This is a genomic window from Dyella sp. A6, from assembly GCF_036320485.1.
Taxonomy (GTDB): domain Bacteria; phylum Pseudomonadota; class Gammaproteobacteria; order Xanthomonadales; family Rhodanobacteraceae; genus Rhodanobacter_A; species Rhodanobacter_A aluminiiresistens.
Map to the genome: position 1 here is coordinate 656,186 of NZ_CP132911.1, position 12,973 is coordinate 669,158.

General features: G+C 65.6%; 13 protein-coding genes. 9 read left to right on the forward strand and 4 right to left on the reverse strand.

Translation table 11 applies throughout. From position 1 onward, the window contains the following. Positions 1 to 98 precede the first annotated feature (98 nt). The gene (locus RA164_RS02680; protein WP_329742435.1) at positions 99 to 539 is read right to left on the reverse strand and encodes a protein tyrosine phosphatase family protein; all 441 of its coding nucleotides are present in this window, start codon (positions 537 to 539) and stop codon (positions 99 to 101) included. Between the two features lie 110 nt (positions 540 to 649). Between RA164_RS02680 and RA164_RS02685 the strand changes: the two genes are divergently transcribed. Continuing rightward, positions 650 to 1,543, forward strand: a complete 894-nt coding sequence (locus tag RA164_RS02685; RefSeq protein ID WP_329742436.1) for an MBL fold metallo-hydrolase — start codon at positions 650 to 652, stop codon at positions 1,541 to 1,543. Here RA164_RS02685 and RA164_RS02690 read toward each other — a convergent pair. Next, the gene (locus tag RA164_RS02690; protein ID WP_329742437.1) at positions 1,480 to 1,860 is read right to left on the reverse strand and encodes an ArsR/SmtB family transcription factor; all 381 of its coding nucleotides are present in this window, start codon (positions 1,858 to 1,860) and stop codon (positions 1,480 to 1,482) included. The two genes, RA164_RS02685 and RA164_RS02690, sit on opposite strands and share 64 nt — an antisense overlap. Before the next feature lie 222 nt (positions 1,861 to 2,082). Here RA164_RS02690 and RA164_RS02695 point away from each other — a divergent pair, with 222 nt between their 5' ends. The 8 genes from RA164_RS02695 (at position 2,083) to RA164_RS02730 (ending at position 11,373) form a co-directional block, all read left to right on the forward strand. Continuing rightward, entirely contained in the window at positions 2,083 to 2,295 is a 213-nt protein-coding gene (locus RA164_RS02695; protein ID WP_329742438.1) for a YgaP family membrane protein, read from the forward strand. A gap of 28 nt (positions 2,296 to 2,323) precedes the next feature. Continuing rightward, complete coding sequence (locus RA164_RS02700) at positions 2,324 to 3,406, forward strand: efflux RND transporter periplasmic adaptor subunit (protein ID WP_329742439.1); 1,083 nt, start codon at positions 2,324 to 2,326, stop codon at positions 3,404 to 3,406. Beyond that, positions 3,403 to 6,648, forward strand: coding sequence for an efflux RND transporter permease subunit (locus RA164_RS02705; protein ID WP_329742440.1), 3,246 nt, complete (start codon positions 3,403 to 3,405; stop codon positions 6,646 to 6,648). The genes RA164_RS02700 and RA164_RS02705 overlap by 4 nt, the downstream gene beginning before the upstream one ends. Beyond that, positions 6,645 to 7,109 (forward strand): OsmC family protein, encoded by a 465-nt coding sequence (locus RA164_RS02710; RefSeq protein ID WP_329742441.1) that lies wholly within the window; start codon positions 6,645 to 6,647, stop codon positions 7,107 to 7,109. Before RA164_RS02705 ends, RA164_RS02710 begins: the two co-directional genes overlap by 4 nt. Positions 7,110 to 7,234: 125 nt before the next feature. Next, positions 7,235 to 8,047 (forward strand): S1/P1 nuclease, encoded by an 813-nt coding sequence (locus RA164_RS02715; RefSeq protein ID WP_329742442.1) that lies wholly within the window; start codon positions 7,235 to 7,237, stop codon positions 8,045 to 8,047. A 73-nt stretch (positions 8,048 to 8,120) separates the two neighbouring features. Further along, entirely contained in the window at positions 8,121 to 9,596 is a 1,476-nt protein-coding gene (gene pyk, locus RA164_RS02720; protein ID WP_329742443.1) for a pyruvate kinase, read from the forward strand. Positions 9,597 to 9,794: 198 nt separating this feature from the next. Next, entirely contained in the window at positions 9,795 to 10,241 is a 447-nt protein-coding gene (locus tag RA164_RS02725; protein WP_329742444.1) for an energy transducer TonB, read from the forward strand. A 124-nt stretch (positions 10,242 to 10,365) separates the two neighbouring features. Beyond that, the gene (locus tag RA164_RS02730) at positions 10,366 to 11,373 is read left to right on the forward strand and encodes a class I fructose-bisphosphate aldolase (protein WP_329742445.1); all 1,008 of its coding nucleotides are present in this window, start codon (positions 10,366 to 10,368) and stop codon (positions 11,371 to 11,373) included. Between the two features lie 72 nt (positions 11,374 to 11,445). On the opposite strand, the gene RA164_RS02735 is transcribed toward RA164_RS02730, so the two are convergent. Together RA164_RS02735 and RA164_RS02740 are read right to left on the reverse strand one after the other, a co-directional pair. Then, on the reverse strand, positions 11,446 to 12,039 hold the full coding sequence (locus tag RA164_RS02735; RefSeq protein ID WP_329742446.1) for a porin family protein: 594 nt from the start codon (positions 12,037 to 12,039) through the stop codon (positions 11,446 to 11,448). A gap of 248 nt (positions 12,040 to 12,287) precedes the next feature. Then, a complete protein-coding gene (locus tag RA164_RS02740; RefSeq protein WP_329742447.1) occupies positions 12,288 to 12,875 on the reverse strand; it encodes a porin family protein in 588 nt (195 codons plus the stop codon). Between the last annotated feature and the right edge of the window lie 98 nt (positions 12,876 to 12,973).

A 12,973-nucleotide genomic window follows, 5' to 3' on the forward strand; every position in this document is an offset into this window, starting at 1 on the left:
TACACAGGCGACCTAGGGTGGTCGCCGAAACCCGCATTCTAGCCTGATCCGCCCATGCCGATCCTGTATGGCCGTCCGAAGCCGGTGCGGCCGGATGCTCAGCCGCTCGCCAGCTGTGCCTGCACCATGGGCATCATGCGGTCCAGTCCCGCGGCCTTGCCGGCAGCCAGTGCCTGGTCGGTGCTGCAACCGTCCACCCATGCGGCTTTCAGGGCGAGCAGGGCGGCCACGCGCTGACCGCTGGCGCAGTGGATCAGCAGCGCGCTGTCGCCGTGCGACTGCACGGCCGTGGCGAAGGTCTGTACGTTCGCGCGGGTCAGGTCCTGCGGACCGGCGACGGGAATGTGCACATAATCCAGACCGAGTTTGCGTGCGACGGCGGATTCGTCCCAGTCGGGGGTTTCCGCGGCTGGCCTCAGATTGATCACGCAGCCGCCCGAGTGCTCCGCGGCAAAGGCCGCCAGCTGTTGCTCATCGGGCTGGCCGCCGCACAGCAGGCGGGTTTCCGGGCAGCACTGGTTGGGCAGGTAGTCGTTCATGTCGCATGCTCCCATGGCAGATTGAATGGCGGCGGGTTGATTTTTGGCCCGTTGACTTCATTAAATTAGCAATATCTAATGTAAAGTCAAGTCTGCGCGGAGCGCTATCCATGCAAGTGAACGTCATTCCATTCCGCCACGAAGACACGGCGACCTGGACTTACTTGGTGCATGCATCCGGTGATGCCGCGGCGGCGGTCATCGACCCGGTACTGGACTACGACGCCGCCTCCGGCGAGGCCAGTACCGGCAGTGCGGCCAGGGTGCTGGCTGCCGCCGAGGCCGCCGGGCTGCGTATAGACTGGATTCTCGAAACCCACGCGCATGCCGACCACCTGTCGGCCGCGGCCTGGCTGCGCGAGCGCACCGGCGCGCGGGTGGCGATCGGCGCCGGCATCGTGCAGGTGCAGCACACCTTCAAGGATCGCCTGCACCTGGACGACCAGGATTTCGTGGCGGATGGCCGCCAGTTCGACCACCTGCTCAACGACGGCGAGGAGCTGCAGGTGGGTGCGCTGACGGTGCTGGCAGTAGCGACCCCGGGACATACCGCCGACAGCATGAGCTATGTCGTTGGCGATGCGGTGTTCGTCGGCGATACGCTGTTCTCGCCGGCCAGCGGTTCGGCGCGTTGCGACTTTCCCGGCGGCGATGCGCACGCGCTGTATCGGTCGGTCCACCGGCTGTACGAGTTGCCGGTGACGCGGATGTTCCTGTGTCACGACTATCCGGCTGCCGGCACGGCGCCGCGTGCCGAGGTGCCGGTGAGCGAGCAGCGGGCGCAGAACATCCATCTGCGCGATGGCGTGAGCGAGGCCGAGTTCGTGGCCATGCGCACGACCCGCGATGCCGGCCTGGCCGTGCCGCGACTGCTGTGGCCCTCGCTGCAGGTGAACATCCGGGCTGGCCATCTGCCGGAAGCGGAAAGTAACGGGGGGCGCTATTTGCGCTTGCCGGTGCGCTTGCGCGAGGCGTCGGCCGACGGTGCGCAGAGCGGCGGCTGATCCGGCGCGCAGTAGATGCCGTAAAGCGTGGCAATGATCTGTTCGGTCGGGCCGTGCTCGAGCGAATACCAGATGGTCTGCGATTCGCGACGGGTGCTGACCAAGCCCTCGTCGCGCAATTTGGCCAGGTGCTGCGACAGGGCGGACTGGCTCAGGTCGGTCAGTTGTTCGTTGATCTGGCCGACCGACATTTCCTGACCGACCAGCAGGCACAGCACGCGCAGGCGTTGCGGGTTGCCCAGCGCCTTCAGCAGCCGGGACGCCTCTCCAGCGCGTTCGCGCATGGCGCTCAGGTCAGTGCTTGAAGGGGTCTGCATGGGGCTTTCTCGGGGTACGTGATTCGGGGCATGTGCGCCTTGACTTTATCGCATGGACATACATAAGATAATGCTAAATTAGATTTTGTGCAAAACGGTCAACAAGCCCGGCTACGGGTGATGCAGGTCGACTCGCTGTCGTGTGCATCGCCTGGATGCGGCCTTGTGGTTGCAGGCCGGTGTTGTGGTTGAACAGATTCCATCCTTCCCGAGGTAGTTGTGATGAACATCGATCGTTTCGTACTTGGCTTTGCTGGCAGCGTCGTACTTCTCAGCGTGGCGCTGGCGCACTTCGTGTCACCCTGGTGGCTGTTGCTGACCCTGTTCGTCGGCGCCAATCTGTTGCAGTCGGCCTTCACCGGCTTTTGCCCGCTGGCCATGGTGCTTGCCAAGGTTGGGGTGCGCTCGGGCTGTGCCTTCCCTTCGCGCAAGTGAATCAACCCGAGCCGACCGGAACCCTGCCGTGAAAAACGCTTACCGAATCCTCTGGCCGACCTTCTGTGCCGTGCTGCTGGCCGCCTGTGGCGGCAAGCAGCCTGCGCCAGCGTCGACAACAGCCAAGCCACCGCTGGCCTCGATGGTCGTGCGTGCCGACGAAGGCCCCAGCCAGCAGATCTGGGACGGCACGGTGCAGGCCGTCAACTCGGCCGTGCTCACGGCGCAGACCGACGCCCGTGTGCTGGCGCTGCCGTATGACGTCAACGACGTGGTGCCGGCGGGCGCGGTGCTGGTGCGTTTCACCAATGTCGAGCAGAAGTCGGCCGCGCGTGCAGCCCAGGCACAGATCGCATCGGCCAAGGCCGACTACGTCAATGCCCAGGCGAACTACCAGCGCCTGGCGGCGATCTACCCGCAGGGCTATGTTTCCAAGGCGGCGTATGACCAGGCGCTGGCTCAGCGCAACGCGGCCAAGGCGTCACTGGATGCGGCCCAGGCGCAGTGGCGCGAGGCCGGGCAGGCCGAGAAATACACCGAGGTACGCGCGCCGTATGCCGGCGTGATCACCAAACGCTATGTCCAGGTGGGCGAGGCGGTGACCGGTCCGCCGTTCGCGCAACAGTTGATCGGGCTGGCATCGCTGAAGGACCTGCGGGTGGATGTGAAAGCGCCGCAGAGCGTGGCCGATTCGATCCGCCGCTACGGCTCTGCCGAGATCGTGCTCGATGGTGGAAAGAAGACGCTGGCGGCCAGCAAGGTCACGGTGTTCCCGTACGCCGACCCGGCCACACACACCTTCAGCGTGCGGCTGGATCTTGCCGGTGACCATCCCGGTCTCTATCCGGGCATGACGGTCAAGGTGGCTTTCGCGACCGGCGATGCCCGGCGCCTGCTGGTGCCGCTGAGTGCGCTGGTCCAGCGTGGCGAACTGCAGGGTGTGTATGTGATCGACGGCGACCATGTCTCGCTGCGCCAGGTGCGCACGGGCGACGTGAGCGGCGACAGCATCCAGGTGCTGGCCGGGCTGGAAGGTGGCGAACACATCGCGACCGATCCCGACGCGGCCGTGCGCTGGCTGATCGAGCAACGCCGCAAGGAAGCGCGATGAACGCGCCCAGGTTAGGCTTTGCCGGGAGCATTGCCAGGATCTTCCAGTCTTCGCCGCTGACGCCGATCCTGGCGGTGGCGGCCCTGCTGCTGGGCCTGACTGCGATGGCGATCACGCCGCGCGAGGAAGAGCCGCAGATTGACGTGACCATGGCGAATGTCACCGTGCCGTTTCCCGGTGCCGACGTGCACGACGTGGAAAAACTGGTGACTTTCCCGCTGGAGCAGAAGTTGTCCGAGCTCAAGGGTATCAAGCACGTCTACTCGGTCAGCCGGCCAGGCGTGTCGATGATCACCGTGGAGTTCAAGGTGGGCGTACCGCGCCAGACCGCGATCGTGCGCCTGTACAACCAGATCTATCAGAATCGCGATTTCGTGCCGCGTGGCCTGGGCGTGGGACAGCCGTTGATCCGTCCGATGGGAATCGACGACGTGCCGGTGATGGCGTTGACGCTGTGGAGCGACCGGCCCGGCGAGGGGCCGACCCAGCTGGCCGAGGTGGCGCATACGCTGGAGACGGTGCTCAAGCGTGTGCCCGGCACGCGCGATGTCTACACCATCGGTGCGCCCGATCGCGCGGTGGTGGTGCAGCTCGACCCGGCGAAGCTGGCGTCGTACGGCATGTCGCTGGATGAACTATCGAATGCGCTGAAGGCGGCCAACGTGGTCGCCCAGGCTGGCGACCAGGTCGCGGACAACCGCGACACGCCGGTGACCGCGGGCACCTTCCTGGCCAGTGCGGCCGATGTGGCGCATCTGGTGATCGGTCTGAAAAACGGCCAGCCGGTCTATCTGTCCGATGTGGCAAAGGTCCAGCAGGGCGCCGACCTGCCCTCGCGCTATGTCTGGTTCGGCGCGCCGGCTGACCGGGCCGGCCCCGCCACCGGCAATGCGCCGGCCGTGACCATCGCCATCGCCAAGAAGGCCGGCAGCAATGCGGCCGACATCACCCGGGCGATCCGCGAGCGCCTGAAGGCGATGAAAGACGTGGACATTCCTGCCGGCGTGCATGTGGCGGTCACCCGCGACTACGGCCTCACGGCCACCGCCAAGGCCGATGGCCTGCTGCTGCACCTGCTGCTTGCCGCCCTGTCGGTGGTGTTGCTGGTGGTGCTGGCGCTGGGCTGGCGCGAAGGCATCGTGGTGGGCAGTGCGGTCATCATCACGCTGGCGCTGACCCTGTTCGCCTCCTGGGCGATGGGGTTCACCATCAACCGGGTGTCGCTGTTCGCGCTGATTTTCTCGATCGGCATCCTGGTCGACGATGCGATCGTGGTGGTGGAGAACATCCACCGGCACATGGCGCTGGGTGGACGCAGCCTGCGCGAGGCGATTCCCGAGGCGGTGAGCGAAGTCGGCGGGCCGACCATCCTGGCGACCTTCACGGTGATCGCCGCGCTGCTGCCGATGGCGTTCGTGTCCGGCCTGATGGGGCCGTACATGCGGCCGATCCCGATCAATGCGTCGGCCGGCATGCTGCTGTCACTGGCGGTCGCCCTGGCCGTGACGCCCTGGCTGGCGCTGCGCCTGCTTCGGCACGAGCCTCACCATGCGGCCGACGATACGCAGGGCGGCGCACGTCACGAAGCCGCGGGCGGTCGCCTGCTGCGCCTGTTCCAGCGGGTGATGCGTCCCTTCATCGACGGTGGTCGGGCACGGCGCAACCGTCGCCTGCTGTTCGCGGCGGTGGGGCTGCTGGTGCTCGCCTCGGTCGGGCTGGTGGTAGTGAAGGCGGTGGTGCTGAAGATGCTGCCGTTCGACAACAAGTCCGAATTCCAGCTGGTGGTGGACATGCCCGAAGGCAGCACGCTCCAGCGCACCAACCAGCTGCTGCACGACCTGGCCGCCCAGGTGGCGAAAATTCCGGAAGTGAAGGACTGGCAGGGTTATGCGGGCACCGCCTCGCCGATCACCTTCAATGGTCTGGTGCGGCAGTACTACCTGCGCCAGGGACCGCTGGTCGGCGACCTGCAGGTGAACCTGGTCGACAAGGACCAGCGTCACCGGCAGAGCCACGAAATCGCGTTGGCTGCGCGACCCGCACTGGCGAAGATCGCGGCCCGCTACGGCGCCTCGCTGAAGGTGGTGGAAGTACCACCGGGGCCGCCGGTCATGGCGCCGATCGTGGCCGAGGTGTACGGACCCGACTACCGCACGATCCGTAAGGTGGCGCTGGGGCTGGAGAAGGTGTTCCGCAGCACGCCGGACATCGTCGACGTGGACACTAGCGTGGAATCGGATTCGCCGCGCAGGATCGTCGTCGTCGATCGTGCCCGGGCGGCGCGTCTGGGGTTGACCCAGGCAGGCATTGTGCAGGCGTTGCGCACAGCCTTGTCCGGCGATGACGCGACCTATCTGATGGATGGCCACGCGAAGTACGCCGTGCCGGTGCGACTGCGCCTGCCGGCGGGGGACCAGGCGTCGATGAGTCAGTTGCTGGCCCTGCGCGTACGTGCGCAGAGCGGTGCGCTAGTGCCGCTCTCCGAGGTGGTCAAGGTGGTGTCCGCAAACTGGGAGAAGGCGATCTATCACAAGGATCTGCTGCCCTATGCCACCGTCACCGGCGACGATGCAGGTGCCGTCGACAGCCCGCTCTACGGCATGTTCAATCTGGTCGGCAAGCTCGATCACGAGAAGATCGCCGGGCACACCGTGAGCCAGTATTTCATTTCGCCGCCGAAGAGTACCGCTGGCGTCTCGGTGAAATGGGACGGCGAGTGGCAGATCACCTACGAAACGTTCCGCGACATGGGGCTGGCCTACATGGGTGGTCTGGTGCTGATCTATCTGCTGGTGGTCGGCCAGTTCAAGAGTTACGTGGTGCCGTTGATCATCATGGCGCCGATCCCGCTGACCGTGATCGGCGTGATGCCCGGGCATGCGCTGGTCGGCGCGCAGTTCACCGCCACCTCGATGATCGGCATGATCGCGCTGGCCGGCATCATCGTGCGCAACTCGATCCTGCTGATCGACTTCATCAATCACGCGGTGGCGGCCGGGCGGCCGCTGGGCGAGGCGGTGATCGATGCGGCAGCGGTGCGCGCCAAGCCGATCGTGCTGACTGGCGTGGCGGCGATGCTGGGTGGCTTCTTCATCCTCGACGACCCGATCTTCCAGGGCCTGGCGGTGTCGCTGATCTTCGGCATCCTGGTGTCGACGGTGCTGACCCTGCTGGTCATTCCGCTGCTTTACTATGCATGGTTGGCGCGTAGCCGGCGCCGTCATCCAGGAGCAGACACATGAGTGACGAGCAGACGGTCGAGCTGAGCCTTGACCAGGTGTCCGATTACGAATTCCGGGTGCGCTTCGACGGCACCTCGGTGCCCGATCTGGCGACCGACGAGTCCGAGCCGCTGGGGCATGGTGCGGGGCCGAATCCCTCGCGGCTGCTGACGGCCGCCGTGGCCAACTGCCTGTGCGCCAGCCTGCTGTTCGCCCTGCGCAAGTTCAAGAACGAGCCGGACGAGCTGTCGGCCAAGGCACGGGCCACCCTGCAGCGCAACGAGCATGGCCGCTGGCGTGTAGTGCATATCACCGTCGACCTGAAGCTGGGCGATGCAGCGGCCGCGCTCGAACACATGGACCGTGTGATGAGCCAGTTCGAGGATTTCTGCATCGTCACCGAAAGTGTGCGCCAGGGCATCAAGGTCGCCGTCAACGTGCAGGACGCGGACGGTGTGCTGGTGCATAGCGGCGAGGCCTGAGCGGGCAGGGCGGTCGCGCACGTCCGCGCCGCATGGCGAGGGCGGCATGCCCGCGAGCGATCAGGTGTCACGATGGCTGTGGCAACATGCGCGGCTTGGTTTTCGCCGCCCATCGGATGTTCGCAATGCCCTTACTGCGTCGTATCGCCCTGATCCTTTTCGTTGCCCTGCTGGTCGTGCCGGCGGCACAGGCCTGGGGGCCGCTGGGCCACAGCATCGTTGCCGCACTGGCCCAGCGTCAGCTGAGTCCCGCGGCCGAAGCCGAGGTCGAGCATCTGCTGTCGCTCGACCACGTGCACGACCTGGCCGCGATTGCCAGCTGGCCCGACGAGATCCGCAACATCCCGGATGACCAGGTGCTGTGGAAGCAGACGCGTCGCCTGCATTACATCAACTTCCATGGCGGCCCCAGGTGCGATTACGTGCCTCCACGTGATTGCCGCGACGGCGAATGCGTGGTGGCTGCCTTGTCGCATTACGTCAGGATACTGGGTGACCGCTCGCAACCGGATCGTGTGCGGCTGCAGGCGCTGAAGTTCGTGGTGCACTTCGTCGGCGACATCCACCAGCCGCTGCATGCCGGTTATCGCGATGACCTCGGCGGCAACAAGTTCCAGGTCCAGTTCGAGGGCCAGGGCAGCAACCTGCATCGCGTGTGGGACTCGGGCATGCTGGAGACGCGCGGACTCGGCTGGCGCGCGTACGCGCGCCGCCTGCGTGCGGAGGGGCCGGTGAAGCTGCCGCCCGCGATCGCGCCGCTGGACAACCCCTATGCACAGTGGGCCGAAGAATCCTGCCGCATCAGCAGGGACATCTATCCGTCCAGACATGTGATTGGCCAGGCCTATGTAAATGCTGAACTGCCGGTGGCCGAGCGCCAGTTGCGCATTGCTGGGCGGCGTCTGGCCGAGGTGCTCAATATCGCGCTGGGAAATTGATGCCAAACGCGCGCGTATGCGTCTCTGCTCTGATAGGCTGGTCGTTCGATCAACGACTATCAAATCTGGCCAGATGACAAACGAAACCCAGAGCCGCCGCACCCGCATCGTCGCCACCCTCGGTCCTGCCACCGATGCGCCGGGGATGCTCGAGAGAATCATCGTCGAGGGCGTGGACGTGGTGCGCCTCAATCTTTCCCACGGCCAGCCCGATGATCACCGGGCGCGCGCGGCGGCGGTGCGCAAGGCGGCGGCGGATGTCGGGCGCGAGGTCGGCATCCTGGCCGACCTGCAGGGTCCGAAGATCCGCATCGAGCGTTTCGCCAATGGCCCGATCGAACTGAAAGCCGGCGACCACTTCGTGCTGGACTGTTCGCCCGGCGCGCCGGTCGGCGACATCCACCGCGTGGGTGTGAGCTACCACGAGCTGCCCCGCGACGTGAAGGTGGGCGACGTGCTGCTGCTGGACGACGGCCTGGTGGCGATGACCGTGCAGGATGTGGTCGGTGCCGAGGTCCGCTGCGAAGTGACGGTGGCCGGCAAGCTGTCCGACCGCAAGGGCCTCAATCGCCAGGGCGGCGGCCTCTCGGTTTCGGCGCTGTCCGACAAGGACCGGGCCGACATCAAGCTCGCCGCCGAGATCGGCGCGGACTTTCTTGCGGTTTCCTTCGTGCGCTCGGCCGCGGACATGCACGAGGCGCGCCGCCTGCTGCACGAGGCCGGTGGCGACGCCGCGCTGGTGTCCAAGATCGAGCGTGCCGATGCGATCCCCGTGCTGGGCGAGATCATCGATGCGTCCGACGTGGTGATGGTGGCGCGTGGCGACCTGGGTGTGGAAATCGGTGACGCCGAGCTGCCGGGTTTGCAGAAGAAGATCATTCGCGAGACGATCGAGCGTAACCGCGCGGTGATCACCGCCACCCAGATGCTGCAGTCGATGGTGCGTTCGCCGATCCCGACCCGTGCCGAGGTGCTGGACGTGGCCAACGCGGTGATCGACGGTACCGACGCGGTGATGCTGTCGGAAGAATCGGCCGCCGGTGCGCATCCGGACAAGGCGGTGGCCGCGCTGGCCCGCATCTGCCTGGGCGCCGAGCGCCAGTTTGAGCCGAAAGACGACTACTCCACCGCCGACCACCGGCTGGACCGTACCGACCAGGCGATCGCGCTGGCGTCGATGGTGCTGGCCGGCCGGCTCGGCGTGCGCGCGATCGTGGCGCTGACCGAGTCCGGTGCGACTGCGCAGTGGCTGTCGCGTTACCGCAGCTCGGTGCCGATCTATGGCCTGTCGCCGTTCGCGGCGGCACGCCGTCGCATGCTGCTGTTGCGTGACGTGCGCCCGGTGGCGTTCAGCCATGCCGACAAGCAGAGCATGGCGGCTTCGACCCGTGCGGCGGTCCAGCTGCTGTTCGAGCAGGGCCGGCTGGCCGAGGGCGACCGCGTCGTGATCACCTATGGCGACCGGGTGGGCCATGTCGGTGGCACCAACACGCTGAAACTGCTTTCGGTGGGTGCCGACGGCGTCGTCGACAGCGTGCGTTCGCTCTGATCGTCGACCGGGCCGGATACCGGCCCGTGGCGGCTTGCGCAGCGGCCCCGCTCCTGGCGTGGGCCGCTTTGCTTTGTGACGACGCTGCCGGGTTATCTCCGCGTCGAGGCCGCAGGCGTTGTCGATGACGCCGATATCGCACAAGGCGATTAAACTGCGCTCATCGAGTCCCTATCGCATCCGATGCAGGAGATCCGCATGAAGACGAAGTCGTTTCGCCTCAGCCAGTCGTTGTTGCTGGCCTCCGCCATGCTGTGCGCTGTGCCCGTGCTGGCGCAGGACGCACGCCGGGTGGGGCCGGATAACCTCTACAACTACTGGATCCGCCTGAATACCAAGGTGGCCGTCACCATGCCCAATAGTGGCAAGAACATGCTCAAGCCGGGCTGCGTGGCAGTCAGCTACATGATCGGCTCCAACGGCGTGCCGCAGGACGTGAAAGTGCGCAAGGTCGTTCCCGACAGCGATCTGGGATCGGCGGCGGCCAGCGCAGTGACCAACTTCCGCTTCGGTCCCTCGCTGAGCAACCGCAACCACGAGCCGATAGCCACCTATTACGTGGTGCCGTTCAATGCGCCGGACGGGGCCGCGGCACAGGCCAAGCTGATGGCGCCGTGCGCGCTGCCGGGCTATGACCAGGGTTGAGGGGCCTGTCCGTGCCGGGGGCACGGGTTCCCGCTAGAATGCGCGCTTTCAGCCTTGCCCACCCCGCGCGGGTGGCATCCATCCTGCGCGGCCGCTGGCCGCCACTGTTTTTTCGGAGTCGTCCATGAGTATCGAAGATCTCGAAAGCATCGCCCTGGCGATGGTCGCGCCCGGTAAGGGCATCATCGCCATTGACGAGTCGACCAAGACCATCGGCAAGCGCTTCGAGGCGGTCGGCATCGAGAACACCGAGGAAAATCGCCGTGCCTACCGCGAACTGCTGCTGACCACGCCGGGCCTGGGCGAGCACATTTCCGGCGCGATCCTGTACGACGAGACGATCCGCCAGTCGACCAAGGACGGCGTGCCGTTCACCCAGGTCATGAAGCAGGCCGGCATCATCCCGGGCATCAAGGTGGACAAGGGGCCGGTGCCGCTGGCCGGTTTCCCGGGCGATGTGGTGACCGAGGGCCTGGACGGCCTGCGCGAGCGTCTGGCCGAGTACGTGAAACTGGGCGCGCAGTTCGCCAAGTGGCGTGCCGTGATCAACATTTCCGACGAAAACCCCAGCTCGACCGCGATCGAGGCAAACTGCCACGCGCTGGCGCGCTATGCGGCGCTGTGCCAGGAAGCGGGCCTGGTGCCGATGGTCGAGCCGGAAGTGATCATGGACGGCGACCACTCCATCGAGGTGAGCTACGAGGTTCACGAGGCCGTGCTGCGCAGCCTGTTCAACGCGCTGTACGAGCAGAACGTGATGCTGGAAGGCACCATCCTGAAGGTCAGCATGGTGATCCCGGGCAAGAGCAGCGACGAGCAGGCCAGTGTCGAAGAGGTGGCCGAGGCCACCGTGCGCGTGCTGAAGACCTGCGTGCCGGCCTCGTTGCCGGGCATCGTGTTCCTCTCCGGTGGCCAGAACGACGAGCAGTCGACCGCCCATCTGAATGCGATGAACCGCATGGGCCCGCACCCGTGGCCGCTCTCGTTCTCCTATGGCCGAGCCATGCAGCAGGCTGCGCTCAAGCTGTGGAGCAAGGACATCAAGGGCAATGTCGCCGAAGCCCAGAAGACCGTGCATGCCCGTGCCAAGGACAATGGCCTGGCCGCGCTTGGGCAGTGGAACGGCAAGTAAGTCGCTACTGGCGCAAGCCGGTACGAAGACGGGCGCCTTCGGGCGCCCGTTTCGTTTCCGGAACTGGATGGATCAGAAGCGGTACTCGGCACCGACCGAAATCATGTTGGTGCTCAGATCCACGTTGTGCTTGTTGGCGTCGTAGTGGTCGTAGTTCAGCCCCAGGCTGATGTTGTTGCTGAAGTCGTAGCCGAACCCTGCTCCGGCATACCAGCTGGTATCGCTCAGGTGCTGCACGGCGGGCAGTGCATCGTTGCTCATGCCATGACCGCGCCAGCCGTAGATGCCGGTGCGTGCGCTGACATACCAGTTCGGGCTGATGTTGAAGTGTCCGTTCACGCCGGCGGTCCAGCCGTGCAGTTGGGTCTTGTCGCGATTGACGACCGGCTGGCCGTTGAAAATGTTTCTGGCGTGGATGTTGCCGAGGTCGTTGTAGCCGGCCTCGACGCCCAGTGCCACTGTCGGGCTCATCGACCAGCGGTAGCCGCCGTTGAGGCCGTAACCGGTATCGTGGCCATCGTAGGGGCCATGGTTGATGTAGGTACGGCCCACATTACCGTTGACGAACCAGCCACCGTTGTCGGTCGGCATGCTCTGGGCGAATACGGCTGGCACGGCCAACAGGCCGGTGGTGGCGAGAGCCATGGCGATCAGGGACTTATTCATGGTGTATTTCCTCTTGTTCTGGACGGGTCGACTGCCGGCCACCTGGGGAAATGGGCTGGCAGCGGTGTCCGCGGAATACATCCGCGTGACACTGGAACTTGGACGAACGATGTCGCCGGAAGATTCCTGCCGCAGCGGCAAGAGTTAAGTCTTGATTAATCGGCGGACGACCCTGGTGGGACCGGCCGATGCAACGGAAAACGGGCGCCGAAGCGCCCGTTTCCGTGTGAAGCCCGAGTGCTCTGGGCTCAGAAGCGGTATTCCGCCGAAACGGTGTACACGCTCGGGTCAAGCCGCACGCCGCGGGCCGAAGCCTCGTAGTAGTTGTAGTTCAGGCCCATGCTCCACTGCTGGGTGAAGTTCATGCCCACGCCGGCACCGGCGTAGTAGCTGGTCCTGCCGAAGCGACGGAATTCCGGATTGTCGCCACGCGTCAGGCCCTGGCCCTGGGCGTAGAAGGCACCGCCGCGGACTTCGCCGTACCAGCGCGGGTTGAAGTTGTAGCGCAGGTCGACACCGGCGGTGGTACCGCGCAGCTTCGACTTGCTGCCCGGCAGATTGCCGTAGGCGCCTTCAGCATTGACCTGGCCCAGGTACTGATAGCCGACTTCCACACCCAGCGACGTGTTCGGGTTGAGTGCGAAGCGGTAGCCGCCCTTTACGCCACCGGCGAAATCGCCATTGTCGTAATGGCCCTGGCTCACGTTGGCATAGCCGGCATCCGCGCCGACGTACCAGCCCTGCTGGACCGTGGAGGGGGTGGAACCCTGGGCGAAAGCGGCGGGAACGGTAGCTGCACCGGCGACCAGTGCAAGGGCGAGCAGAGTCTTGTTCATGGGGTCTTCCTCTTGTTTTTGGTGTGCTCCGCAGCGCCTTGGGGAAAGGTGATGCTGCGGTTATGCACCGCTATTCGCGGTGCCGGTGCATTAGATCG

Coding starts and splice junctions, on each gene's coding strand:
- pyk (WP_329742443.1), top strand. CDS start 8,121: ATGACAAACGAAACCCAGAGCCGCCGCACCCGCATCGTCGCCACCCTC.
- RA164_RS02705 (WP_329742440.1), top strand. CDS start 3,403: ATGAACGCGCCCAGGTTAGGCTTTGCCGGGAGCATTGCCAGGATCTTC.
- RA164_RS02710 (WP_329742441.1), top strand. CDS start 6,645: ATGAGTGACGAGCAGACGGTCGAGCTGAGCCTTGACCAGGTGTCCGAT.
- RA164_RS02685 (WP_329742436.1), top strand. CDS start 650: ATGCAAGTGAACGTCATTCCATTCCGCCACGAAGACACGGCGACCTGG.
- RA164_RS02690 (WP_329742437.1), bottom strand. CDS start 1,860: ATGCAGACCCCTTCAAGCACTGACCTGAGCGCCATGCGCGAACGCGCT.
- RA164_RS02695 (WP_329742438.1), top strand. CDS start 2,083: ATGAACATCGATCGTTTCGTACTTGGCTTTGCTGGCAGCGTCGTACTT.
- RA164_RS02680 (WP_329742435.1), bottom strand. CDS start 539: ATGAACGACTACCTGCCCAACCAGTGCTGCCCGGAAACCCGCCTGCTG.
- RA164_RS02730 (WP_329742445.1), top strand. CDS start 10,366: ATGAGTATCGAAGATCTCGAAAGCATCGCCCTGGCGATGGTCGCGCCC.
- RA164_RS02740 (WP_329742447.1), bottom strand. CDS start 12,875: ATGAACAAGACTCTGCTCGCCCTTGCACTGGTCGCCGGTGCAGCTACC.
- RA164_RS02735 (WP_329742446.1), bottom strand. CDS start 12,039: ATGAATAAGTCCCTGATCGCCATGGCTCTCGCCACCACCGGCCTGTTG.
- RA164_RS02725 (WP_329742444.1), top strand. CDS start 9,795: ATGAAGACGAAGTCGTTTCGCCTCAGCCAGTCGTTGTTGCTGGCCTCC.
- RA164_RS02715 (WP_329742442.1), top strand. CDS start 7,235: ATGCCCTTACTGCGTCGTATCGCCCTGATCCTTTTCGTTGCCCTGCTG.